Here is a 21158-nt window from a genome sequence, read left to right on the forward strand (position 1 = left end):
CTTCGACGTAACTATTCCCATTTTCCGTCATATGAAATTCTAATCCCGTAGATTTCCTTTGGAATGAAAGAAGTCCATAAGAGCATAACATGACTAACAAGGGTTTTAATAAAGGATTGATATTCCATGTGGATACATACTCATGATCTGTTAGGATTGTATTATTCATGACACAATCAAAGGAAAAATTGATATAATTAATTCTAACTGATTTACATCTACCTCTTACAGCATGGTATATAATGAACATTATAATTGCCGAATAGATCTCATTAGTATTAAAACTACTAGCCAAGACTCTTTTATTTTTCAGTTTTATTTCAATCATCATTTTCATCCATAAAATCCAAATCACAATTGGCAAGCCAAAAAGCAATGTCTCTGTTACAAAGCATATGAATATCATCATCAGATAACCCTAAAGGGCGCAGAGCTCCTGCTAATGTAGTGAAATAATCATCACTTATTTTATGATATCGATTATTGGCCTCAACTCTACTGGTAGCATAAAAAGTCATATCTTTATCACAAAAAGCCGAATGAGCATATGAATACCCTTTTTCAAATTCAGGTGTAACCCTCATTCTTTCGCCATATAAATAATCACCAATCATAAGACCTCTGATTACTTTCCCTTTTACAACATCTAATTTGTTTTTATTATGCAAAACACCCAATTTTCTGTTGATATTATTAGCATACTCAATGTTTTTTGAGTCATTTTCCCATTCATCAATAGTAGAATCTAAAATTTCTTTTCTCATTATATTTACAGAATCTATTATTACATCACGACCATAATTATATTCACTATCATTATAAGCTTTTAATGAAGACTCTAAACTTAAAAAACCATTAGCATTACTACACACTACTTTTGCCAACATTCCTTCATCAGGAATTGATGTTATAATACCGGTTAGGATTAAATACTGATGTGTCTTAAGAAAAACGCCAGCACCAGAAATGCCTTCCATTGCATTTGCTCCCCAATTTCCTGATGAATCACCTAATATATCCTTACTCACATTAATGATAAAACACGAATCATCATGTTGTTCTACTTGCTCTTGAGAGTATAGAATCGCAGGCATAGACATAGTTTTTGATTTAACTTTAGAAATTAAATCCGTTTCTGGTTTCAAAGTCCCTGAAAAAAACACAATAGTATTTAATTCATTAGTGCCACCAATTAGATAGAGTATTGCAATATCTTTTTCAGCACAAAACTTGCAGTCAGAAACTGAATAAATAGAACCGTTTTCATTTTTTATTTTAATTCTATGAAAACAATTATCCATATGAGAGACAGCTGTACTAATTACATGATATGCAGTGACTACCAATATATAATTCTCATTTTTAAAAATCACTGCACAACCTTTGAATTCATCATCAATGAAAACAAACGCCATAACATCTTTTATTTTATTAACTTGTGACATTATCATATGAACACCTCGTTAGATATTATTCTATGAATTTTTATACCCAGATCACTTTCATTAAGAACATCAAAATATGACGGATATTCATAGTTAAAATAAAAATAAATCTCTGTAAATCCTTTTGATCTAACATTAATTATTATTTTCGATAGAACTTCTGAGTCAGAATGGCTATACGGTCTACTGCCATCTGTTGATATGATGAATCTATTGCATGATATAAGATTAAGAAATTCAACAGTCGTATTATGCTTGCTGCCGTGGTGAGATATTTTTATCAAATCAACATCTAGAACTTCGACTTTACGTGTAAACAATATTTTTCTTAATGATTTTGATATAACACTAGGATGTGAATCCCCTAATAATAAAATTCTCTTATCATTATATTCAGCTAGCAACGCTATTGAACTGGCATTTATAATATCCTTACATGGATTATTTTCAAATTCTTCCACCATGATATCAGACGTTACAGAAAAAGATTTTTTTCTTGCTGAGACTTGGTCATCAACAATATCGTGTTGGTATCGTCCATTATGGAACTCATTCCATTTCTCAGCTAAAATTTTAAGATGTTCATTATCAGGTGACAGAGCAAAAAAACTTGCCCCATCAACATTAAAATAATCACCAGAATTCATACTTTGTATATTTATTCTTAATTTTTTAACGCTTTCACTTAACAAACCTCCATGGTGATAACCTACCTTGTCATCATTTTTATATCTTATTAATTCTGGAGTGTTAACAAAAAACCTCAAGTCAGGATGAAATGATTTTATTTCTGAATGGCTAAATATATGCAGAAAACCACCTATATGATCATAATCAATATGAGTAAGAACGAAAAAGTCAATATCTTTTATAGGAGGTAATAAAGGATTTCGATCTTTCCTTAAGGTGGCAGGGGTTCCACTATCAATGAGCATATGATGCTTTTCCCATGATAAAAGCAACGAATCACCTTTTCCAGCCTTAAGGACTAAAACTCGCATATCAATCTTCCTTGAAGAGATTTATATCAATAGCTACACATTGATTACACTAGAGTTTCCCATAAACATCCTAGCATCAAGTATTCATATTTACACCATGTACAAATAAACACTGTATTTATATACATTAAAATTAATAGCTATAGGAAATGGGCTTCTCTTTGATATGAAGGTGAAAGACTTTGGGGAAAGCCCGAACTACATAAGTATATTTCAACGCAAAAAATTGCAGCTATGCTGTAGTAAGCATTCAATAAAAGGTGGTCATTCTGGTGGTCTTGACAACCCTAACTTTTAGGTTTAGCTTATCAATCAGCCAGTTACTGGCTAAGGCGATCCCAGTCAGAGGAGCCAGATTTTAGTTTCGGGACATCCTGGTGAGTCCGGAGACGTTTAAAAAACAAGAAATTATCTTTACCCGGTTGACCTGAGAAGGTTTGCCGGGTTTTTTGACATCCATAGTTTCTTGAGGGCTTAATCGGAGGCTTCACGGTTCGTTGGAAAAATGGAGCCCCCGCCGATGGCATTAACCGATACCGCTATCCGCAAGATCAAACCCGTATCAGTATGCTGACATATAGATGTGTTCGGTTCAAACGGAGCGATCACACAAGCTTGCCAGGTGATGCCCCTGGTGGGAATCGCGACTGTCTCTTTCATCTGATTTCAGATATTTTCCGTGATCTTGATCCGTTCTTTCCCAAAAGATTGATTTCTTTCATTCGAAACAAGGCTGTACAATAAGTAAACCAAAATAGCAGCTATAGAGTTTCTAATGGATACAGTAGAAGAACTAAATGGAACATACTTCTATGCAGGAAAATCCAATCTGAATGCTGCCGAACTTCTGTTTATGATTTTTTGTGAGAATACCGCAAGCCAGTTTGGGATTGGTGTTGCAGATTTCGGGGCCGTTGTTGCTCTGGTATCAGGTCGCAATAATCTCTGGACAAGGGCGAAACCCGCTGGAGCGACTAAAGGCACATCATACGCGTCCAGGACTGCACGTGCAGTGTTTAAAAAGTCAAAATTTCCCTTTGGAATATCCCTTCCGACATGGTTAGGGCGGTTACACCCCGTGGACAGCCAGACGTGTTATGGTTCGTAACATTGCGCCGTTTGTTGGACGTTCCATTCCTTTGATCGGGGAAATTATCCTTGCCGCAGATGTGTCACAAATAACATATCGCACTATACGCGACTACAATACCATTGCTCGGGGCAATGATAAGTTATGGTAGACAATATTGAACAGCAAGTTTACGAGCTTGTACGGCCTTATGTTGGCACATATCTGTTCAACATTAAGCAAGTGGAATTAACACCAGAGATTGACCTTGATACTGATCTGAGCATTGATGAACTTGAAGCCGAAGATCTCATGAATAAATTCTTCGAGAAACTCAATGTCGAGCGAGGTAACTTCAGAATAGAAACCTATTTTCCTAATCACCCTTTTTCATGGCATCCGTTCAAGAAAACGGAGCCTGTACCCGTCCCAGATTTCACTATCAGCATGCTGATCGAGTCAGCAAAAGCCGGGAAATGGTTATATGACTAATTGTAATGAACTTAACAAATGGCTGTACCAGTACCCTTCTTTTTGAGCGATGATGGTGGCGCTAAGATAGTTCTCTTTTCTTTTTAAAGGGTTCATGTTTACTGCCGCCGCCCTTACGCTAACCCTTTTAGTTTCTTCCTTTGCTGTCATACTATCGAATGACGTGCCTCACCTGTGAACGCTAAGGAGAATAATATGGAAAATAAAGGCACAAACCTGACGCCCGAGCAGGCGCTGGATCGCCTGGAGGAGCTGTACGAGCAGTCGGTTAACGCGCTCCGTGAAGCCATCGCTGACTATGTTGATAACGGCACGCTGCCCGATCCCCATGCCAGGCTTAACGGACTGTTTGTTTATCCTTCGCTGTCTGTAAGCTGGGATGGCGCGACACCGAACCCGCCTAAAACACGCGCTTTTGGACGCTTTACTCATCCCGGCTGTTATACCACTACCGTTACGCGGCCTGCGCTATTTCGCGCTTATCTTCTGGAACAGCTTAACCTCGTTTATCATGATTATGGCGCGCATATTGCGGTGGAGGCCTCGCACCATGAGATCCCGTATCCTTACGTGATTGACGGCTCAGCTCTGACGCTGGATCGTTCTATGAGCGCCGGGCTAACGCGCCATTTTCCTACCACAGAACTGGCGCAGATTGGCGATGAGACGGCAGACGGTCTGTTCCACCCCGGCGAATTCTATCCGTTATCGCACTTCGACGCGCGTCGTGTTGACTTCTCGTTGGCCCGGTTACGGCACTATACCGGTACGCCGGTTGAACATTTTCAGCCCTTCGTTTTGTTTACCAACTACACCCGCTATGTCGATGAGTTTGTGCGCTGGGGATGCAGCCAAATTCTTGATCCTGACAGCCCCTATATCGCGCTTTCCTGTGCCGGCGGAATTTGGATCACGGCAGAAACGGAAGCGCCGGAAGAGGCTATTTCCGATCTGGCCTGGAAGAAGCATCAGATGCCCGCCTGGCACCTGGTAACGGCAGATGGGCAGGGGATTACGCTGGTAAATATTGGTGTCGGCCCTTCAAATGCTAAAACGATTTGCGACCATTTGGCCGTGTTGCGGCCTGACGTCTGGCTTATGATTGGGCACTGTGGAGGGTTACGAGAAAGTCAGGCGATTGGCGATTATGTGCTGGCCCATGCCTACTTACGCGATGATCATGTGCTGGATGCTGTTCTGCCGCCTGATATTCCTATTCCAAGCATTGCGGAAGTACAGCGTGCGCTGTACGACGCTACCAAAGCGGTTAGCGGAATGCCCGGCGAAGAGGTGAAACAGCGACTGCGCACGGGAACAGTCGTCACCACGGATGATCGTAACTGGGAGCTTCGTTATTCCGCATCGGCGCTGCGATTCAACCTTAGCCGCGCGGTTGCGATTGATATGGAGAGCGCGACGATTGCAGCCCAGGGCTATCGCTTTCGTGTGCCTTACGGCACGTTGCTTTGTGTTTCTGACAAACCTTTACACGGTGAAATTAAACTGCCCGGGCAGGCAAACCGGTTTTATGAGGGGGCTATTTCAGAACATTTGCAAATTGGTATTCGTGCTATTGATTTGCTACGCGCAGAAGGTGATCGTTTGCACTCACGTAAATTACGCACGTTTAATGAGCCACCGTTTCGCTAACGAAATGAGCTGTCGCCTGCTGTTGGACAGGAGCGGAAGAGACGTATTTATATGATATGGAAAGTGGCTGAATGAAGCCTTAGCGGGAGGCGATTCCGCATCCCGCTAAGGCCTTATTGTGCCGCGAGCTTCATCACCATCGCCGGAGACCTGTCGCCGATAATCACGTCTACGCCAGGAAACGCGCCGGAAGGCGAAAACATTGCGCCACACTTCACGCTCCTTGAGCGCCTGACCCACAAGCCCGGATTGACAAGCAGATACAATCGTGTGAATCGATCAGTTTAAAGGGGTTATCAAAAGGCTTGATACTGCGGATTTTCGTGTCGGACAGGAATATAGGGTGGTCACGCCATTATCGAACTGAAATGGCCCCAAATCAGACCACTAATTTCGCCGGATACGCAGGAAAAACCAGACACACATCGGGAAAGATTTTCACGCTAACTTATTGAAATCTAAGGTAATAAGAATTTATAAGTAAGCCTGAAAACAGGAATTTGGCTCCTCTGACTGGATACTGATATTGATTTATCATATTGAATTTATGAAGATTTTATTTTTAAAATTGGAGTGAAGCCCTCAATAAGGCGCCAAACGCAATAACTATTCTGAAATGTGATATTTGTCATGTTTTAGATTACTCTTTGGCCGTAAGTGGGCATAACAGACAGCTTTGTGTCAAAGTGGACATCGGTTATGTAATTACCTGAGTGCCAAAGCCAAAATATCAGTACGATAACCAACTCAATACGAAATTTGTGAGTTGGTTTGTAATGGTTCGGTTAAATTTCACTGTGTTCTTTTGGCTTAATTACAAATAAGGCAATCAAGACACTAATTGATGCAGCAAGCAGAACCATATTATTTACTGCATCATAAGCGAAAATATATGAGAACGGGCTATCAAATTAACATTACTTACTTGTTACTAACTCACTGTAAGTTAATTTAGTTAAGTACTTAACATAGCCTACTGCGTTTTCTTTAATCACTTCTCTGGAAGGATTATATTCTGCACCATAAAAGGCAAAGTGTGGAACATATTCAGCACCAACATATTTAATCGTAATTTCAAATGGGCGAAGTACTTCTTGCATGGTAAATTTATAACGGCCATTCGCCATATAGTCTGCAAGTTCAATACCGGCAGTTACAGCCAAAGCTATTTTTTTATTCTTCAGCTTATCGCCTGTAGAGCCGTATGCCCATCCATAAAGAAACACTTCATCCAGCCATTGTTTCAACATGGGAGGGCAGTTGAACCAGTAAACTGGGAACTGCAAAACCAGCGACTCATGTTGCTCAACCAGTCTTTGCTCAGTCTCGATATTGATCCTGCCGTCAGGGTATGCTTTATAAAGCTCATGGACAGTAAACTGATCAGGATACTTTTTTAACTCATTTATCCAACACTGATTAACAACTGAATTTTCAATATTTGGATGAGCGACAACTATAAGCGTTTTTTTCATCATTTCCTCATTCAGGACTGACTTGCGGTTGGGTTACTCAGGAGTATATGATTGGCCCTGTCGTTTGTGAAGTACGCAAATTTAGGTTATATACTTACCAAAAGGAGAGTGTAAATGGTGACTGAGACATGCTCACAGACTGGTATCAACCTGGAGGAAACCGATTTTGGTTATACTCTTTCCTTAATTAGCGGGAAATATAAAATGATAGTTATGTACTGGTTAAATGAAAATAAACCAGTCATGCGATACAACGAGCTTAAACGCCGCATCGGTACGATTTCTTTCAAAACTCTGAGTAATACTCTGAAAGAACTCGAACAAGATGGAATAATCAATAGGGTGGAGTATCCTCAAATACCGCCCAAAGTTGAATACAGTCTTTCAAAACGAGGGGAATCATTAATGCCAATTCTGGATTTAATGTGTGATTGGGGTGGGAAAAACCGCAACTAATAATTTAGTGGTGTGGATACAGATGATGAACAACTCTGAGTAATTCTCAACTGTTCATAGCAGACTTCGGCGATCGGTGTAATGATTGGCATCGCTCAGTCCGGCTGGTGACTGGTGATGTTTAGCGATTGATCAGATCGCACAATCCGGGCTGAGTTCCCTCAAAGCGATCTGCTATTCCACACTATTTAGGAACACGTTATTGTAGCTTAGCTGATAGCCTGCATATCATGATAGATAAATGCAGATATTTTCTGAATCACTTCAAAGTGTAATCCTTAGGGGCGAATGGCTATATCCCGTTCTTAGCCGACTGTCAGAACTGGCTATACATCTGCGCCACATACCGCTCACGCTCGTCACCATGCCCCAAATCCATCGCTACCATCGCCAGCGCCTCTTTCCTGCTAAACTCCTGCGCCAGATAGTGACGAAGGCTAGCTTCTAGCTTCTTCTCTTTGCCATCAATGCGGTACTTCATGTACCAGAGTTTTGAGCCGTTGGGTTTGATCAGCAGGTTGGGTTCTGAACCGTCGGTGATCTTGAAGGATTTCTCGGTGGGTTTGATCTTGCGGATAGCGGTATCGGTTAATGCCATAGGAGGGGGCTCCATTTTCTCAACGAACCGTGAAGCCTCCGATTAAGCCCTCAAGAAACTATGGATGTCAAGAAACCCGGTAGGCCTTCGCAGACCAACCGGGTAAAGATAAGTTCTTGTTTTTTAAACGTCTCCGGACTTACTGGGATGTCCCGAAACAAAAATCTGGCTCCTCTGACTGGACTCGAACCAGTGACATACGGATTAACAGTCCGCCGTTCTACCGACTGAACTACAGAGGAATCGTGTGAACGGGGCGCATAGTAACGATGTGTGATCGGCTTGTCAAAGGGGGAAATAAGATTACGCGTTTGTTTGCTGACAAAAACAACAAAGCGTTGAAGTTTTGATCTAATCCATACTTTGCTCCGGCATGGCGCAACTTTGTCTGTAATTACACAAGTCAAATTTTCCTGAAGGATTTTTTCATCAGCCTGTTTTTTTGCGTTCGGGTCAATCCCCTGAGCCAGCTACCTTTTAGCCTCGTCACGGCATTATCTGGCATCGGCAAGCGATACAGCAGGGTAAACCCCAATGGAAAACACCTCCTGATTGCCATAATAGCGGTAGCCCAACTGCCAGTATTTCGAACCGATAGAGGCCAAACCCGTCAGTGAGCTTGACGGCCTTTTCCGCTGGTCTGGCATTTTTTACTTTGGTATCAGTCAGTGACATGACGGTTCCCTCGGCGTACCGGTAAAACGCAAATCGAACCAGCTTTACCAGCAAAAGGGTATGGCTTCGAATGATTTTTAGTGAACGAGGGTGAACCTGAAGAAGGAGATAACCAGTTGATATAAATGCAGAAAGCAGACGTCAGTGAACGTCTGCTTCCCTTAAATTGGCTCCTCTGACTGGACTCGAACCAGTGACATACGGATTAACAGTCCGCCGTTCTACCGACTGAACTACAGAGGAATTGTTTCAACGAGGCGCATAATACTGGGCCCGCTATAACGTGTCAACAGTAAAATTAACGCGCCAATTCAATTGGTTAATTAACCCACAAAGTGAGGAATTAATGTTCGGATTCCTCGCCGTAGTCGCCTTCGGCAGCGTTTACCCGTAAGCGCTGAGAAGGATCCTGGCGATAGAACTGGCAAAAACGCTGCCATAGCGCCGGGAAACGTGGAGCAAACAGTTCTGGCGCGCTGAAAAAATACTCTGACAACACGGCAAAACATTCTGCAGGGTCGGTGGCGGCATAGGCATCTATACTGGCAGCGCTTTCGCCAACAAGATCGATTTCATCCTGAATATTATTCATTGCCGCGTGGAGATCGTGTTCCCAGCCAGCCACATCGCGCAACGGGATGAAAGGGATGCCGCTGGCGCGATCGCCATTACGCATATCCAGTTTGTGCGCGACTTCATGGATAATGAGGTTGAAACCCGAAGCATCGAACGAGTCCTGGATATCCAGCCAGTTCAGAATGATGGGCCCTTGTTGCCAGCTTTGTCCCGACTGTACGACACGCTGGCTGTGCACCAGACCTATGTCATCTTCCCATTCATCATCTACCACAAAGGGCGCGGGATAAATGAGCACTTCATGAAAACCATCAAGCCACTCAATACCGAGCTCCAGGATCGGTAAGCAAAAAATTAACGCAATACGTGCACTTTTTAACGAGTCGAGCTCAAATCCCTGTAGCGCTACCAGTCTTTTCTGCTGCAAAAAACGTTCGGCTAGCGCAATAAGCCGAGCCTGTTCTTGCGCGGTGAGGTTTACCAGAAGAGGTATAGCCAGCGCATCATTCCACGGCCAGTCTTCGTTCTGGGTTATTTCTTGTGCTTTCCAGGGCCACTTAATCATCGTTTTGCTCGTAAACTCGTCACTTGAACAAAATTACCCGAATAGGGTCTGTTAAAATGCCAAATTACCTGGCATCATTGCAACATACGGAGAGATGCCGGAGCGGCTGAACGGACCGGTCTCGAAAACCGGAGTAGGGGCAACTCTACCGGGGGTTCAAATCCCCCTCTCTCCGCCAATCATTCAACAAAATCAATAGCTTACGAAGCGTTTTTGATTTTGTCATGCATAAATCCCTGCATTAAAACTTCTTTCTATCGCTCTGTTTTCTCGCCTCTACGCTGCCATTTTTACCATGTTGCTTCGTGTTGGGCATCCACTTTTATCTTCTTTAGTTCACAAGCTCACATTCTTAACAACAACTTAGCCAGTCTCGCATCTCCGATAACAAAACAGTTGAACTGCATGCGTTTCACACGGATCCTGTGAAGATATATCGAAGGAAATGGATTGCTGGAGGATGGATGAAAAGAAGTGAAATCAGGAAAGCACTGGAAGCATGGTTTGATGTTGAGCGCTATGAGGCGATAGAGAAGCTAAGCCTTCAACAGTTTTATGTGGAGATTGAGCGGCGTATCTTGGCCTACAGGATGTTGTTGAGCCGGAATACCATACCGACCCTGAACAGACTTTTGCTGGATGACTACCGCTATAAAATTTTGCGAGGCGAAATCTTTTTCAGTCACGAAGCCATGCGCAATTTTATGCGAAAACGCTGACATTAACTGAAGCCACTCCTGAGATTTCCGCGTTAAGTGAATCCGAATTTCTGTCCGAGTATCTAAAACAAACATCGCTGAAAAACCTTGCCCGTATCACTGTCGATATTCATTTGGAAGAGGCATCAACCGAAGAGATCATTGAACATCTGAAAGTGCTAATCCCTAAATGGAAGAGACAGCTAAAGATGAAAGCTCCTGCGGAACGGGAGTATCGTTTCGGTAAAAGCACGTTCAGAAAAATCATTGAATATCGTCTTATTCCGATGATGGACCTGATTTTCTGGGGTGAGGACAATGGCGTCAAAATACCGCTTTCACTGATTTCTTCACTGCTTCACGAAGACAGCGACAACGATCGTGATGAAGGAATGCTAAAGGCAACGGACTACCCGCTGGCAATGGCTTTTCTGACTGATGAAAACTATCTAAAATCGCTTGAAGACTACATCATGCAAAACAATCGCTTAAAAAACTCACCGGTTGATAAGCATGTTGAGGATGATAAGAAGAAGAAAAAAGCCGCCAAGTAAAAAGGGTTACGTTCGCCGTGAGCGAACGTGATCGCATCCAGCCTTAACGAACCTCTTTCTGTTCATCTCCCTTCATATTTTTCAAAAAACTCTTTTATGAACGCCCCTAAAACGTCATAAGCGAATTCGCTATTATTGTTCTCGTCGCAATAACATAGAGAAAAATGAAATCTCATAGAGATTACGTAAAATAATAGAGGACAGACAATGAAAAACAGTAATCAGATAGATGCTATGAAAAATGAATATGTCGCGAAACGATTTATTCGTGTTCCTGATGTTTTAAATCGAGTGGGATTCAGTCGCACTACCTTATATGAGCGTATTAAGGAAGGCAACTTTCCAGACAGGGTAAAAATAGGTCCACGGTGTGTCGCTTTTGTTGAAAGTGAGATTGATGAATGGATTGAAGCGACTATTCGAAACTCACGGCAGAACGCAGCATAAAAACAGAAATAGGATCTCGTGTCGAACAGATAACTATTCGCACAGGGCATCTTATTACCCTAAACAATAATGGAGAAGAATATGAAGATAGAACTTATTACGACAAAACAGTTTATTGAACAAGCCGAGTGTTATTTCAGGAGCTATATGGATGGATTGTGGAGGAATGCACCAGATGATTTTTATTATTTTATCAACAATAAATATAATATGAATGACATTATGGAAAGTATCATTAAAAAAACGAGATATCATTTTTATGATGACACCGAAGAAGGCAAAAGGAATCGGATTTATGGAGAAGTAAGCCACAGTAAGGTAAAACAACACCTTCGTCAGCTTTGGATTGTCTATAAATGTGTATACCGCTAATACTTACACAAATATTTTGCTGTTCCAATATAAAACTAAAGAGGAAATGAAAATGAATACATTTAAAAATAAAAACACTGAAATCTTTTATGTTGTATCCTTGCATATCTATGCGGAGCTTTTTAACTCAAAGGATAAAACGATCAGTAATATGATTATAACGCATGTAATGGATCATGAGTTTGTCTGTAGGCTAATCGATCTGGCGATGAGGAATGCTGAGAAGCATCTTTTGAAAAAAGCATGGAAAAAGAACGCTGCTGAAAAAATGTCTGAGGTGGATTTTAAAGGGGTTAAGCAGGCATTAGCCAAAATGCATTACACTGTTCTGGCGGAATCCCTATGCTGACATGTGCTGACGTATATTGGCCCCTGAATGGGGCTGATAACAAATATGATTTGAAAGCTAAAAATGGCAGTGAAAACATACTCGATACAAGGAGCCAACAATGATTGATGAATTTCATGCAATGTATATGTATAAAAAAATCCAAGCAGAAGCCGCAACAACAGATATGAAAACATTGGAACAGCTTTTGAAGAAGTTTCGTCAAGTCGTGGCAGAGCGCCGGGAAGAATACTATCAGGAAATAGGTGAGAAAAAAGCACGTAAGTTGAAAATGAAAAGAGCACAAAGATTTCTTGAGAAAATGGAGTGTGACCGGGTTTCACCAGAAGATCTCATTGACTGATAAGAGTTCTGTATAATAATGTATCTACATCAAAAACATGGAGGTGGTTATGGGCTGGGAGCTTCACATAGTAAGAACAGAATGTTGGTTTGATAGCGCAAGTGATCCAATAAGCCGTGAAGAATGGCTCCAGCTTGTTAATGACGACGAAGAACTAACAATAGATAACGTGAACGGTGATTCTTATGCTATATGGAGTGGTCAGAGTGAACATGATGAGCCTTGGCTTGGCTGGGATGATGGAAGGATTTCAACAAAGCATCCTGACGAAGCCCTTTACTGTAAAATGTTGCAAGTAGCTGAGAAGCTAAATGCTGTTGTCGTTGATGATGATGATCATAAATATTTATTACCAAGTGATCTTATGAATCCATCATGGGCGAAATCATCACCTACCGGTAGAAAACAAAATTTATGGGAAAGGTTGTTTTCAAAATTAAAAAAACTCTTTTAAGTCTTTTTTAGAAAAATTTTATCTGATTCACTAATAATTAAGAATGATGCTAAGGAACTAAAATGATCATAAATGACATTTTTAAAATATCTGAAACAATCACATCCCCATTTCACTATATATTCAAGAGAAAACTTTCACATTACTTATATCAGAAGAATATTATTGAAATTCTCGGTAGAGTTAATGATGACAAACTGCGAGGATGGTATAGTCCATGTGATTTGATGAATACAAGAGAATTCAGAGGAATGATTAATTCGCTTTTCCAACCCGGTGACTATCATTTTTCTACTATGGATATTGCTGCTGCAATTAGTATTGCAACAGGTCATTATTCTGATAACGAGTTTAACAAATTCAGCCACGAGATTATTGATTTCTCATATCACATATCGCATGAAATAAAGGAATCAATAATTAAAAATAAAGTAATTCGAGATGGTTTGGTTGATTATGGGAAAAACATTAGCTTAATTGATATAAAATCAGATCGGACAGCAATTGAATGCCTATTTAAGGATAAAAAAGAGTTGTTTCGACATTATTTTTCCACGTTCAATAATGCTATCTATAATCATAGTATTCAGATTTGGCATCAAGGTAATGATAATACGTGGATTGACTGGACCGAAAAAAATTCTATACGCATAAACATTAACCCCTATAAAATCCGAGAGGGTTTCTTTTTAATCGGATTTGACTATCGTGATGTCACAAATGATAAAAGGTTGCATGTTGCCAGTAATAAAGATGGATATGAATATTAATAGTTCACGTGTGTGGATGCAGTAAACAAACAACAATTGGCTAGCAGCAAGGTATGAGATAATTCTAGTGTTCATTAATGAATCATCACTATTTTGTAACCATTTTTTTTTGGGGGGGTAATTTCAACTTTCTGTTCAAAGCCGTCTCAATTGTTGCATGTTAATTACTGATAGAGCGAAAGTAAAACCGCCAAATTATATTGACGGTCTTAGAGTGATTAGATCGCGAAGTCTTCCAGTTTTTTACCAGCTTCAATAGCAGCAGCGATCGCTTTAGGAGTGCGGCCCTGACCTGTCCAAGTCTGCTCGTTGCCGTTTTCATCTGTATATTTGTATTTAGCTGGGCGTGGAGCGCGTGTCGATTTGGCTTTAGGCTGAGATGAGCCAACAGTAGCAAGCAGTTCAGCCGGGTCAATACCATCTTCTAACAGTTTCTGACGGAAGGCTTCAAGTTTAGCCTGACGTTCTTCTTGTTCTTTACGGACGGCACTTTCTTCCTCACGACGATCTTCAACGACAGCAGTGAGTTTTTCCAGCATCTCTTCCAGAGTTGCCAGATCTGTTTCACGAGCATGTGCGCGAAGTGTACGAATATTGTTCAGTGCCTTGAGAGCTTCACTCATAGTATGTTATCCGGTGTTTTAAAATGGGCGATTAATAAAAATAATGTATGCTGTGTTGTTGTATAGTCAAAAAACAACCCGTAAATAATATAGTAAATATTGTCGGTTAAGCAATCTTAAAAAATCCCGTTTGACACGGATAACATAAAGCAGTTTTTTAAAGAGACATTTTCCTGCGCTTCTGGCTTGATGGCTCGAACTCTGACGAGATGTGAGAGAGTTGCTCAAGACTTTGTTCTATGTATCGCTGGAACTCAACAGCGGCTTCTGTACGCTGTTTTATGACCAAGGCAATTATTTCTTCATCGCTCTTTTCTGAAATAACCTTACGGTATAATACGCGTTCGTTAAATAAATCAAGATTACCAGTTGATCTCGCTGATGTGTTAGCTTTTGAACTACTAATAGGATTTAACTCGTTAATAAAGTATTCAATAAGAGATTCTCTCTTTTTTTCAAGTCTGCGAAGTTCAGTGTGTGCAGATTTAAACTTTTGGGCTTTTATTAAAGGAATACCATCGGAGCGTAGTCTACGATATTCATTTCTGTATTCCTCAATCGTAATATGATTTTTTAATTCTTTGACTGTATTTACGTATTCGATTAAATCACTGTTGTCTATTTTTACTTTTCTCATATAAGACCTCGCAAATAAAATAGTAGATATATTTATATTACGAGATATGGTTCAGGTGTCAAATTGACATATGCATAAAGGATTATTTTGTTTTATACTGTTCAAAAATAAGATTACCTGAATCTGTATAAATTTCCACTTTTCTTACTTTCCCATCAGTGCCTTTTATCGAGAGACGAATTAATCTTTCATTATGATATTTGTCTAACAAGTCTGGTCGTTCAGTAAAATATCTTGATTTTGTGGAGCTATCTTTCAGATAGTCGCAGCTTGAACAAACCTGCTTTTTGAAATCCTTCTCCGATAAGCCACTTTCTTTTATTTTTAAAGAAATAAAAGCCTTTAAAGGTCGTTCATATTCCTCTCTTTCTTTTGCTTTGCGTATTTGTTCCGCTTTCTTGCGCTGTTCTTCAATACGGTAAAGTCTGCTTTGTTCTTCCTGCGCTCGTATTATATCCTCTTGGATCATTTTACTGATGATTGAAGCTGGAACTACACTGATACCTTCAGACCACCCCTGATAAGGATTATTGTTTTGTATATTTCGGACTGTAGCAGATATTCTGTCTATATCCAGTTCTTTATCAAAGGAAACAGTACGTTGTCCGTTTTCTTTTGATATGAGCTTAGCCGTGTTTACAGGGGATTCAAGACCCTTTAATTTGAATGTGGCTACGGCACTGTTGCGACTTCTATAATATAATGCTTGTTTCTTATCTCCAATATAGCATTCAAGGTAAGAGAAAATCTTAAATTCCTGAATGCCAAATGTTTCCTCAAGCATAGTCATCTGCTCAGCCAATATATTTAGTATATCACTCTTGGATAGTTTTTCATGGAGCTTAATCTCAAGCGAACCGGGTAGTTTTTTCATTGTTATTTCCTTGTTGTTGTTATTTTATCAGGATACTTTCTGCATATGAGAGTCTGCGTCAACAGCGTTTCTTCTTGCTTCCTCATTTTCCTTCGTTCTTTTATATACTTTTCGTGGTTTATCAATATGTATGCTATTGTTGGTATTAGGAACAGCGTTATTCTTTTTCTTCTTACTGAAAACAAATGCGTCAGTATAGATTTCTTTGGTTTCAGTTTCTAAGGAAAGGGTTCTTCTTTCACTTTTTGACATAGCTGAATAACTTTCTGGATACTGTTCTATTTCTGCGTAAAGATTGCGAGCGTTGCTCAGCTGTTCTTTACGTTTCTGATCCAGTTGATGACTCATCCCTTTTGCGAAAATGTTAGAGTTGATATAGAGATGGCCATGATGCTCGACGAGTATTCCTTTCTGTCTGAGTTTTTTGAAGATGTTAGACATATTACCGGAAGCGATATTCAATGCTTTGCACAGAGATGATTGTGAAAGGTTAATCAGATTTCCAAACTCCATATACTCCAAGATATATGTTAATACACGGAATTCATTCTTGGATATGTCAAGATCAGAGAAAACACGAAAGTTGGAAGTAAAAGCAAATACATAAGGTTGTGAAAACGAAATAGCTTTATCTTCCTCAGAAGAAATAACTGTCGTTGATTTTATTTCTTTGTTTTGTAGTAAGCGTCTTGCGATATCAATCTTTTGCTCGGTGGTTAATGATTCAAATAAGTGTAATAGATCAGCATCGTTTGTATTCATATTATTCTCTCTTATTATTTTTGTTATATGTATTTTAATACTATGCAAAAAAATAAAAGTCAATAGTAGAACTATAAATAAAATAGGAAGTATATTTTTATGATAATGCTATATGTTAAAAAAACTATGTTCGAACATAGATCTTGCTATGTTCGAACATAGGACGGATCTATGTTTGAACATAGGAGTTTGCTATGTTCGAACATAGGAAAAAAAGTTGCGAAGCCGCTATTTTACTGGTCCGGGACTATGCTTATAATTAAATAATTAGTAAGAAGTTAAGAGAGTCCAGTTTTACTTTTGTGTTATGTTTTAGTGATTTTACAAGGGATGTTGTATTCCTTAATAACTGCTATCAGCGAAGTGATTGTGTTGAACAATCACGAACCGCTGCTTTTTATTGTGAGAGCTTAATTAATATTCCTTTTACTTTATATGTGTCTTCGACGCGATCTTTTTTGGATAAATCCATCATTAACAGGGGCAAGCCCTGTCCAGCAAAGTGATTGTTGGCAACAATCACGAAGTGCTGCTACTAAGGATATAGTTTTCCTATGCGTTTAAGAGCAAATGCTATATGTCAGAGGGAAGATATTATATTCAAGCATAAGATCTGAGTTCTAACCCGGTGGAGTAAATGATCTTTATACTGGTTACGTTGTTTTCCATTGATAAAATATTAATGACTTATAAGTGATCAAGAAAAATAGTTTCAAATCAGTATCTGGGGCATAGCCGTGCGCCAGCACAAAAGATGTGTTTTCAATAAATAGTTATTAAATATATCAGGTGAAAATCAATATCAATGGATATAAGTAAACGTGTTTTATAAATGGCTAATAAACTGCACAGGAAGCTTAGTAAGATGTTGGGAGCAGGAAGATGACACATGTAATTATCTTTGTGCTTAAAACGCTTATAACTGACTACAGGCAGTAATTTTATATGAAGAAAATTATTAATAAAAAAACATCACTAACAGGAAAAAGCCCTGTTCAGCAAAGTGATTGTTGCGAACAATCACGAAGTACTGCTACCAAGGATATAGTTTTCCTATGCGTTTAAGAGCAAATGCTATATGTCTAAAGGGGAAAACTATGTTTAAAAATAGGATCTAAATTCAGCATCATGAGGAAAAGAGATCAAACAATGATCGAATACTTTTCTTTTTATTTAACAGACAGGAGATGAATAAAATAAAAATGTCAGAGTCAGGGCGTAGTCGTGCGTAAGCACAGAGATAAAGATCTTTTCAAAAAGGATTTTAAAAACATGGATAAAACACAAATATATTTGATTATTACACTTGCGATAGAGTATTAAATAGTAATAAATAAAAAAAGGAAGAAACAAAATGAACAATATTAAAATGATAACACTCCTTCATCCCCATGAGAAAACACCATTTCTGATATGTGTCGTAAACAAAGTGGAAGATACCGAACATGGAATAAAACTTACTCTTGAAAACGGCAATGATATTTTTGTAAATAATTACAGCCATTATCTGTTATCAGAGTCTGTAAGTCGTTGCGATAAAAACAGGCTGAAAAATATTTATATTCGCTTGGTTTCAGAACTCACGCTGATGAGTGAAGAAACTATAAAATCACAGATGTTATAACATGAGTTATCAGTTTCAGATGTTGAGATGTTATCCATAAGGCCAATGCTTTTGGGTTGAATCTATATCCAGAGCTATCAATGAACATGGGTCAGGTTAAAGTCGAATACGATAAGTGGCAGTGTTCTGGTAAAATGCTTTGTCTGATAACGTCAGGAGGCGGTGAGCGATGGAAGGTAAGTTAATTTTTTGTTCCGATGCAATACTGCGGTTTCAGTCCGATTACGATGAAACCTCGACTGTTGCGTTGCTTTCCATACAGAACGCGATAGCTGATGCTGATCCCTTTTTTCTTCTACGTTTCTTCCACCATACGGCCCTGATTGAAGAAGGGACAACGCTGGCAAGTATCTTCTTGGCTATAGAGCCGTGGAAGGAATTGTTAGCGGCTTATCTGGACAGAGATGTTGGTGCCTACATAGATGAGGTAAGAAAACCGTCCGGGCCAACGACATGGGATATTGAATGGATCGGAATTGACCGTCGAAGCTCGGTTTATCGCGCTTACAAGCGTCAGAACATGGAAGAAGGAGAAGATTTTTCAACCTATTTTAATCGCGAGCGGTTTCCGACTGATGAGTTTGACATAGAAAGTAGCTGCGATGCTTCAGGTTTCATTAAAGGTGATAAAGAACGCTGGAGTATCAGCGGTGATGTTCACGAAATTAAAAATCTGCCTGTAATCCTCTACAGCAAACAGACGTTGATGACTTCACCGAAAGACGGCCTGCTGAAGAAAAATGTATCAGGGGTGAAGAGTTCCAAGCATAGCTGCTTTGTCTATGGCGATACCTCGTTTTCTTTCAGTGAGGTAATGGAAGCTATCTTCATCAGTGGGCTGTTCTTCTATGCGCCAAGAGACGCCGCCAGTAGTCTTGATGAACTGAAAGCGAGTATGGCTGGGCTGGAAGAAGAACTGGCCGAAGAGCCTGAAACAGAATCGGCTGATAATGAAACAGATAAAGAACCTACCATAATCGTAGCCGAAGGTGCTTTTGATTCGGTCGCTGCTCACATGGAAACAGAAGCTGAGGAGTGGCAATCCATTAAGAAGCTGTGCCAGCGAGAAGGTGAGCTGCCTATCCGCATAGGTGGCATAAAGGTAGCTGAGCCTCCTGAATTAAGTTCATGAGAGAGGCTGTTCAGCAGTAAGGAAATCGACAGCTATCGATGGTTTAAACTTTTGATGACGACGGAGGAGAAGGGGGCATGAGCATGCAGTCTGCCTGTCGCAAAATAAAACCATTCTTGTATTCTGAATTGATAAATTATCAATATAGTGAATTTTTAGATACATAGTATTATTGCTGGTAATATGATGTGCAATTATCTACATTCTTGTATTCAAATGTCTCGTTGCGCAATTTACACTTGTTCCTGAAAACGTATAATCATTGGCAAGTGATTTATAAGTTTACGGGGACAGAATGAATACTTATGATAATGCTTTTATCTTTGAAAGTATCTATCTTATAATTTCTTTTTTGATCTCGATTGTTGTTTTTTATGTGCGGGTTTCTTTTAAAAAAGAACGTTCGAGAAATGTTTTATTTTTTACATCAATACCAATAATGTTTTTTCACCTTATCGTATCGCAACATGGTTTATGCTCGGTATTTAAATTATTTGGTTCGGCATCGCATTATACTTTTGATGAATCATTTATAAAAAATACAGCTATAGTTTTCTTTTTAATAACATGGGGACTTAATTCCAATTTATTCTGGAAAAATAACCGATAATTTATCACGTTAACAAAAACATATAGAGTGGATAAAAATAAAGTTGTTCAGGTTCATTAGCTTTGGCAGTACGGATCGCTCACAATTAGAGTAAGGTTTAACTGACTATTATCGTCGTATTACTTAATGTTCACATTTTTTATATAGCGATCTTTCCCATATAAGCTGTTGAACCAAACTTCAAATCGAAGGTTCTGGCATCCCGCCCTCCACCTCAAGGGCGACTGGCTGGCCGAGGCAGTATTTGAGACCGGGCGCGGCGTGACAGTGAAGGTTTCGGAGGGGTGCATTGTGTTGGTGGCCGACACTAATGAGGTGCAGGAGCTGCGCGAACAGCTCTACCGGGCTAAGCAGGTGGTCAAGGGGGTGAAGGACGTACTGGTTTAGTGGACTGAACGGGGTCTAAGTAATAAAAAGCCGGGAAGAGTTAATTTCTTTCCCGGCTTTATTAACACCTAATGTATTACTGGTATCTATTATACAATTCTATTTCAGCCAAAACATATTCACTGAAAACATATTTAGTTTTCTTTATCTCCTTCCCTTCTGTATAGCAATATACAGAAGGGTCATCATCTCTTTCAATAAAAAACAACGCAGAATATCCTTGATGCAATAAAAAAGAATACATTCCGACTGGAATGCTTATATTATTTTCTTGCATCAACTCAATTGTATACTTATTTATATCATTTATATCTTTAAAAAGAAGATCAGTCCCTTCCTTAAAGTCACCAGATTCGACACCCAAAAGAGATAAAAATAATTTATAAGACTTTGGTAATTCTCCATAGTTTTCTTCCAGATACAGTATATCCTCTGTAGAACACCCCTTGACAGTCATGTTTTTTGACGTTATCGATGCAATTAACTTGTTAATTTCAATCAAAAAAGCTCGCTGTTCCAT

Annotated in this window: 22 protein-coding genes, 3 tRNA genes and 4 pseudogenes; 15 read left to right on the forward strand and 14 right to left on the reverse strand. The window is 39.6% G+C overall.

Annotation, left to right across the window (positions count from 1 at the left end):
• Positions 1-320: 320 nt before the first annotated feature.
• Positions 321-1451: a hypothetical protein gene (locus ACLJRH_RS01505; protein ID WP_023137313.1), complete on the reverse strand. Its 1131-nt coding sequence runs from the start codon at positions 1449-1451 to the stop codon at positions 321-323.
• Entirely contained in the window at positions 1448-2446 is a 999-nt protein-coding gene (locus tag ACLJRH_RS01510) for a ComEC/Rec2 family competence protein (protein WP_410958001.1), read from the reverse strand. Before ACLJRH_RS01510 ends, ACLJRH_RS01505 begins: the two co-directional genes overlap by 4 nt.
• Positions 2447-3221: 775 nt before the next feature.
• On the opposite strand from ACLJRH_RS01510, the pseudogene ACLJRH_RS01515 reads away from it, so the two are divergent.
• Both ACLJRH_RS01515 and ACLJRH_RS01520 read left to right on the forward strand, forming a co-directional pair.
• Positions 3222-3687, forward strand: a pseudogene (locus ACLJRH_RS01515) (STM2901 family protein).
• Positions 3681-4007, forward strand: a complete 327-nt coding sequence (locus ACLJRH_RS01520) for a DUF1493 family protein (RefSeq protein WP_000228161.1) — start codon at positions 3681-3683, stop codon at positions 4005-4007. The pseudogene ACLJRH_RS01515 and the gene ACLJRH_RS01520 overlap by 7 nt, the downstream one beginning before the upstream one ends.
• Here ACLJRH_RS01520 and ACLJRH_RS01525 read toward each other — a convergent pair.
• A complete protein-coding gene (locus ACLJRH_RS01525; protein ID WP_001531298.1) occupies positions 3996-4157 on the reverse strand; it encodes a hypothetical protein in 162 nt (53 codons plus the stop codon). The two genes, ACLJRH_RS01520 and ACLJRH_RS01525, sit on opposite strands and share 12 nt — an antisense overlap.
• A 45-nt stretch (positions 4158-4202) precedes the next feature.
• Here ACLJRH_RS01525 and ACLJRH_RS01530 point away from each other — a divergent pair, with 45 nt between their 5' ends.
• Complete coding sequence (locus ACLJRH_RS01530; RefSeq protein WP_000428191.1) at positions 4203-5657, forward strand: AMP nucleosidase; 1455 nt, start codon at positions 4203-4205, stop codon at positions 5655-5657.
• Positions 5658-6574: 917 nt separating this feature from the next.
• On the opposite strand, the gene ACLJRH_RS01535 is transcribed toward ACLJRH_RS01530, so the two are convergent.
• Positions 6575-7132 carry an NAD(P)H-dependent oxidoreductase gene (locus tag ACLJRH_RS01535; protein ID WP_023201872.1) on the reverse strand — a complete coding sequence of 186 codons (558 nt, stop codon included), beginning with the start codon at positions 7130-7132 and terminating at the stop codon, positions 6575-6577.
• A gap of 114 nt (positions 7133-7246) precedes the next feature.
• Between ACLJRH_RS01535 and ACLJRH_RS01540 the strand changes: the two genes are divergently transcribed.
• The gene (locus ACLJRH_RS01540; protein ID WP_023137514.1) at positions 7247-7588 is read left to right on the forward strand and encodes a winged helix-turn-helix transcriptional regulator; all 342 of its coding nucleotides are present in this window, start codon (positions 7247-7249) and stop codon (positions 7586-7588) included.
• Between the two features lie 316 nt (positions 7589-7904).
• Here ACLJRH_RS01540 and ACLJRH_RS01545 read toward each other — a convergent pair whose 3' ends face one another.
• From ACLJRH_RS01545 to mtfA, 5 genes and pseudogenes are all read right to left on the reverse strand, one after another.
• Complete coding sequence (locus tag ACLJRH_RS01545) at positions 7905-8186, reverse strand: Arm DNA-binding domain-containing protein (RefSeq protein ID WP_023137513.1); 282 nt, start codon at positions 8184-8186, stop codon at positions 7905-7907.
• A gap of 166 nt (positions 8187-8352) precedes the next feature.
• A tRNA-Asn gene (locus ACLJRH_RS01550) sits at positions 8353-8428 on the reverse strand.
• Between the two features lie 168 nt (positions 8429-8596).
• Positions 8597-8861, reverse strand: a pseudogene (locus ACLJRH_RS01555) (Arm DNA-binding domain-containing protein); the annotation flags it as partial.
• Positions 8862-9028: 167 nt separating this feature from the next.
• Positions 9029-9104, reverse strand: a tRNA-Asn gene (locus tag ACLJRH_RS01560).
• 100 nt (positions 9105-9204) lie between these two features.
• A complete protein-coding gene (gene mtfA / locus ACLJRH_RS01565) occupies positions 9205-10002 on the reverse strand; it encodes a DgsA anti-repressor MtfA (RefSeq protein WP_000598926.1) in 798 nt (265 codons plus the stop codon).
• Between the two features lie 88 nt (positions 10003-10090).
• On the opposite strand from mtfA, the gene ACLJRH_RS01570 reads away from it, so the two are divergent.
• From ACLJRH_RS01570 to ACLJRH_RS01605, 8 genes and pseudogenes are all read left to right on the forward strand, one after another.
• Positions 10091-10180 (forward strand) — tRNA-Ser (locus tag ACLJRH_RS01570).
• A 286-nt stretch (positions 10181-10466) separates the two neighbouring features.
• Positions 10467-11254, forward strand: a pseudogene (locus tag ACLJRH_RS01575) (DUF6387 family protein).
• 207 nt (positions 11255-11461) lie between these two features.
• Positions 11462-11701 carry a helix-turn-helix transcriptional regulator gene (locus ACLJRH_RS01580; protein ID WP_023137511.1) on the forward strand — a complete coding sequence of 80 codons (240 nt, stop codon included), beginning with the start codon at positions 11462-11464 and terminating at the stop codon, positions 11699-11701.
• Between the two features lie 81 nt (positions 11702-11782).
• Positions 11783-12073 carry a hypothetical protein gene (locus ACLJRH_RS01585; protein WP_023137510.1) on the forward strand — a complete coding sequence of 97 codons (291 nt, stop codon included), beginning with the start codon at positions 11783-11785 and terminating at the stop codon, positions 12071-12073.
• A 52-nt stretch (positions 12074-12125) separates the two neighbouring features.
• On the forward strand, positions 12126-12422 hold the full coding sequence (locus ACLJRH_RS01590; protein WP_023137509.1) for a hypothetical protein: 297 nt from the start codon (positions 12126-12128) through the stop codon (positions 12420-12422).
• A gap of 100 nt (positions 12423-12522) precedes the next feature.
• Positions 12523-12765, forward strand: coding sequence for an H-NS-like DNA-binding protein (locus tag ACLJRH_RS01595; protein ID WP_023137508.1), 243 nt, complete (start codon positions 12523-12525; stop codon positions 12763-12765).
• A 49-nt stretch (positions 12766-12814) separates the two neighbouring features.
• Positions 12815-13219 (forward strand): hypothetical protein, encoded by a 405-nt coding sequence (locus tag ACLJRH_RS01600; RefSeq protein ID WP_023137507.1) that lies wholly within the window; start codon positions 12815-12817, stop codon positions 13217-13219.
• Between the two features lie 227 nt (positions 13220-13446).
• Positions 13447-13989 carry a hypothetical protein gene (locus tag ACLJRH_RS01605; protein WP_223195336.1) on the forward strand — a complete coding sequence of 181 codons (543 nt, stop codon included), beginning with the start codon at positions 13447-13449 and terminating at the stop codon, positions 13987-13989.
• Between the two features lie 218 nt (positions 13990-14207).
• Here ACLJRH_RS01605 and ACLJRH_RS01610 read toward each other — a convergent pair whose 3' ends face one another.
• The 4 genes from ACLJRH_RS01610 to ACLJRH_RS01625 form a co-directional block, all read right to left on the reverse strand.
• Positions 14208-14612: an H-NS family nucleoid-associated regulatory protein gene (locus tag ACLJRH_RS01610; RefSeq protein WP_023137505.1), complete on the reverse strand. Its 405-nt coding sequence runs from the start codon at positions 14610-14612 to the stop codon at positions 14208-14210.
• A gap of 157 nt (positions 14613-14769) precedes the next feature.
• Complete coding sequence (locus ACLJRH_RS01615) at positions 14770-15249, reverse strand: DUF4756 family protein (RefSeq protein WP_023137504.1); 480 nt, start codon at positions 15247-15249, stop codon at positions 14770-14772.
• Positions 15250-15331: 82 nt separating this feature from the next.
• Entirely contained in the window at positions 15332-16123 is a 792-nt protein-coding gene (locus tag ACLJRH_RS01620) for a hypothetical protein (RefSeq protein WP_023137503.1), read from the reverse strand.
• A gap of 27 nt (positions 16124-16150) precedes the next feature.
• Entirely contained in the window at positions 16151-16885 is a 735-nt protein-coding gene (locus tag ACLJRH_RS01625) for a replication/maintenance protein RepL (RefSeq protein ID WP_023137502.1), read from the reverse strand.
• 1354 nt (positions 16886-18239) lie between these two features.
• On the opposite strand from ACLJRH_RS01625, the gene ACLJRH_RS01630 reads away from it, so the two are divergent.
• The 3 genes and pseudogenes from ACLJRH_RS01630 to ACLJRH_RS01640 form a co-directional block, all read left to right on the forward strand.
• On the forward strand, positions 18240-18509 hold the full coding sequence (locus ACLJRH_RS01630) for a hypothetical protein (RefSeq protein WP_023137501.1): 270 nt from the start codon (positions 18240-18242) through the stop codon (positions 18507-18509).
• 169 nt (positions 18510-18678) lie between these two features.
• A complete protein-coding gene (locus tag ACLJRH_RS01635; protein WP_023223150.1) occupies positions 18679-19641 on the forward strand; it encodes a hypothetical protein in 963 nt (320 codons plus the stop codon).
• A gap of 811 nt (positions 19642-20452) precedes the next feature.
• Positions 20453-20638 (forward strand): annotated as a pseudogene (locus ACLJRH_RS01640) (SymE family type I addiction module toxin); the annotation flags it as partial.
• A gap of 76 nt (positions 20639-20714) precedes the next feature.
• On the opposite strand, the gene ACLJRH_RS01645 reads toward ACLJRH_RS01640, so the two are convergent.
• On the reverse strand, positions 20715-21158 hold the full coding sequence (locus ACLJRH_RS01645; RefSeq protein WP_023136572.1) for an SMI1/KNR4 family protein: 444 nt from the start codon (positions 21156-21158) through the stop codon (positions 20715-20717).

The organism is Salmonella sp. SAL04162 (assembly GCF_046551535.1).
In the GTDB taxonomy this organism is placed as follows: domain Bacteria; phylum Pseudomonadota; class Gammaproteobacteria; order Enterobacterales; family Enterobacteriaceae; genus Salmonella; species Salmonella enterica.

Excerpts from the sequence above, each read along its gene's own strand:
- ACLJRH_RS01505 (WP_023137313.1), bottom strand. The coding sequence starts at position 1,451 with ATGATAATGTCACAAGTTAATAAAATAAAAGATGTTATGGCGTTTGTT.
- ACLJRH_RS01510 (WP_410958001.1), bottom strand. The coding sequence starts at position 2,446 with ATGCGAGTTTTAGTCCTTAAGGCTGGAAAAGGTGATTCGTTGCTTTTA.
- ACLJRH_RS01520 (WP_000228161.1), top strand. The coding sequence starts at position 3,681 with ATGGTAGACAATATTGAACAGCAAGTTTACGAGCTTGTACGGCCTTAT.
- ACLJRH_RS01525 (WP_001531298.1), bottom strand. The coding sequence starts at position 4,157 with ATGACAGCAAAGGAAGAAACTAAAAGGGTTAGCGTAAGGGCGGCGGCA.
- ACLJRH_RS01530 (WP_000428191.1), top strand. The coding sequence starts at position 4,203 with ATGGAAAATAAAGGCACAAACCTGACGCCCGAGCAGGCGCTGGATCGC.
- ACLJRH_RS01535 (WP_023201872.1), bottom strand. The coding sequence starts at position 7,132 with ATGAAAAAAACGCTTATAGTTGTCGCTCATCCAAATATTGAAAATTCA.
- ACLJRH_RS01540 (WP_023137514.1), top strand. The coding sequence starts at position 7,247 with ATGGTGACTGAGACATGCTCACAGACTGGTATCAACCTGGAGGAAACC.
- ACLJRH_RS01545 (WP_023137513.1), bottom strand. The coding sequence starts at position 8,186 with ATGGCATTAACCGATACCGCTATCCGCAAGATCAAACCCACCGAGAAA.
- mtfA (WP_000598926.1), bottom strand. The coding sequence starts at position 10,002 with ATGATTAAGTGGCCCTGGAAAGCACAAGAAATAACCCAGAACGAAGAC.
- ACLJRH_RS01580 (WP_023137511.1), top strand. The coding sequence starts at position 11,462 with ATGAAAAACAGTAATCAGATAGATGCTATGAAAAATGAATATGTCGCG.
- ACLJRH_RS01585 (WP_023137510.1), top strand. The coding sequence starts at position 11,783 with ATGAAGATAGAACTTATTACGACAAAACAGTTTATTGAACAAGCCGAG.
- ACLJRH_RS01590 (WP_023137509.1), top strand. The coding sequence starts at position 12,126 with ATGAATACATTTAAAAATAAAAACACTGAAATCTTTTATGTTGTATCC.
- ACLJRH_RS01595 (WP_023137508.1), top strand. The coding sequence starts at position 12,523 with ATGATTGATGAATTTCATGCAATGTATATGTATAAAAAAATCCAAGCA.
- ACLJRH_RS01600 (WP_023137507.1), top strand. The coding sequence starts at position 12,815 with ATGGGCTGGGAGCTTCACATAGTAAGAACAGAATGTTGGTTTGATAGC.
- ACLJRH_RS01605 (WP_223195336.1), top strand. The coding sequence starts at position 13,447 with ATGAATACAAGAGAATTCAGAGGAATGATTAATTCGCTTTTCCAACCC.
- ACLJRH_RS01610 (WP_023137505.1), bottom strand. The coding sequence starts at position 14,612 with ATGAGTGAAGCTCTCAAGGCACTGAACAATATTCGTACACTTCGCGCA.
- ACLJRH_RS01615 (WP_023137504.1), bottom strand. The coding sequence starts at position 15,249 with ATGAGAAAAGTAAAAATAGACAACAGTGATTTAATCGAATACGTAAAT.
- ACLJRH_RS01620 (WP_023137503.1), bottom strand. The coding sequence starts at position 16,123 with ATGAAAAAACTACCCGGTTCGCTTGAGATTAAGCTCCATGAAAAACTA.
- ACLJRH_RS01625 (WP_023137502.1), bottom strand. The coding sequence starts at position 16,885 with ATGAATACAAACGATGCTGATCTATTACACTTATTTGAATCATTAACC.
- ACLJRH_RS01630 (WP_023137501.1), top strand. The coding sequence starts at position 18,240 with ATGAACAATATTAAAATGATAACACTCCTTCATCCCCATGAGAAAACA.
- ACLJRH_RS01635 (WP_023223150.1), top strand. The coding sequence starts at position 18,679 with ATGGAAGGTAAGTTAATTTTTTGTTCCGATGCAATACTGCGGTTTCAG.
- ACLJRH_RS01645 (WP_023136572.1), bottom strand. The coding sequence starts at position 21,158 with ATGGAACAGCGAGCTTTTTTGATTGAAATTAACAAGTTAATTGCATCG.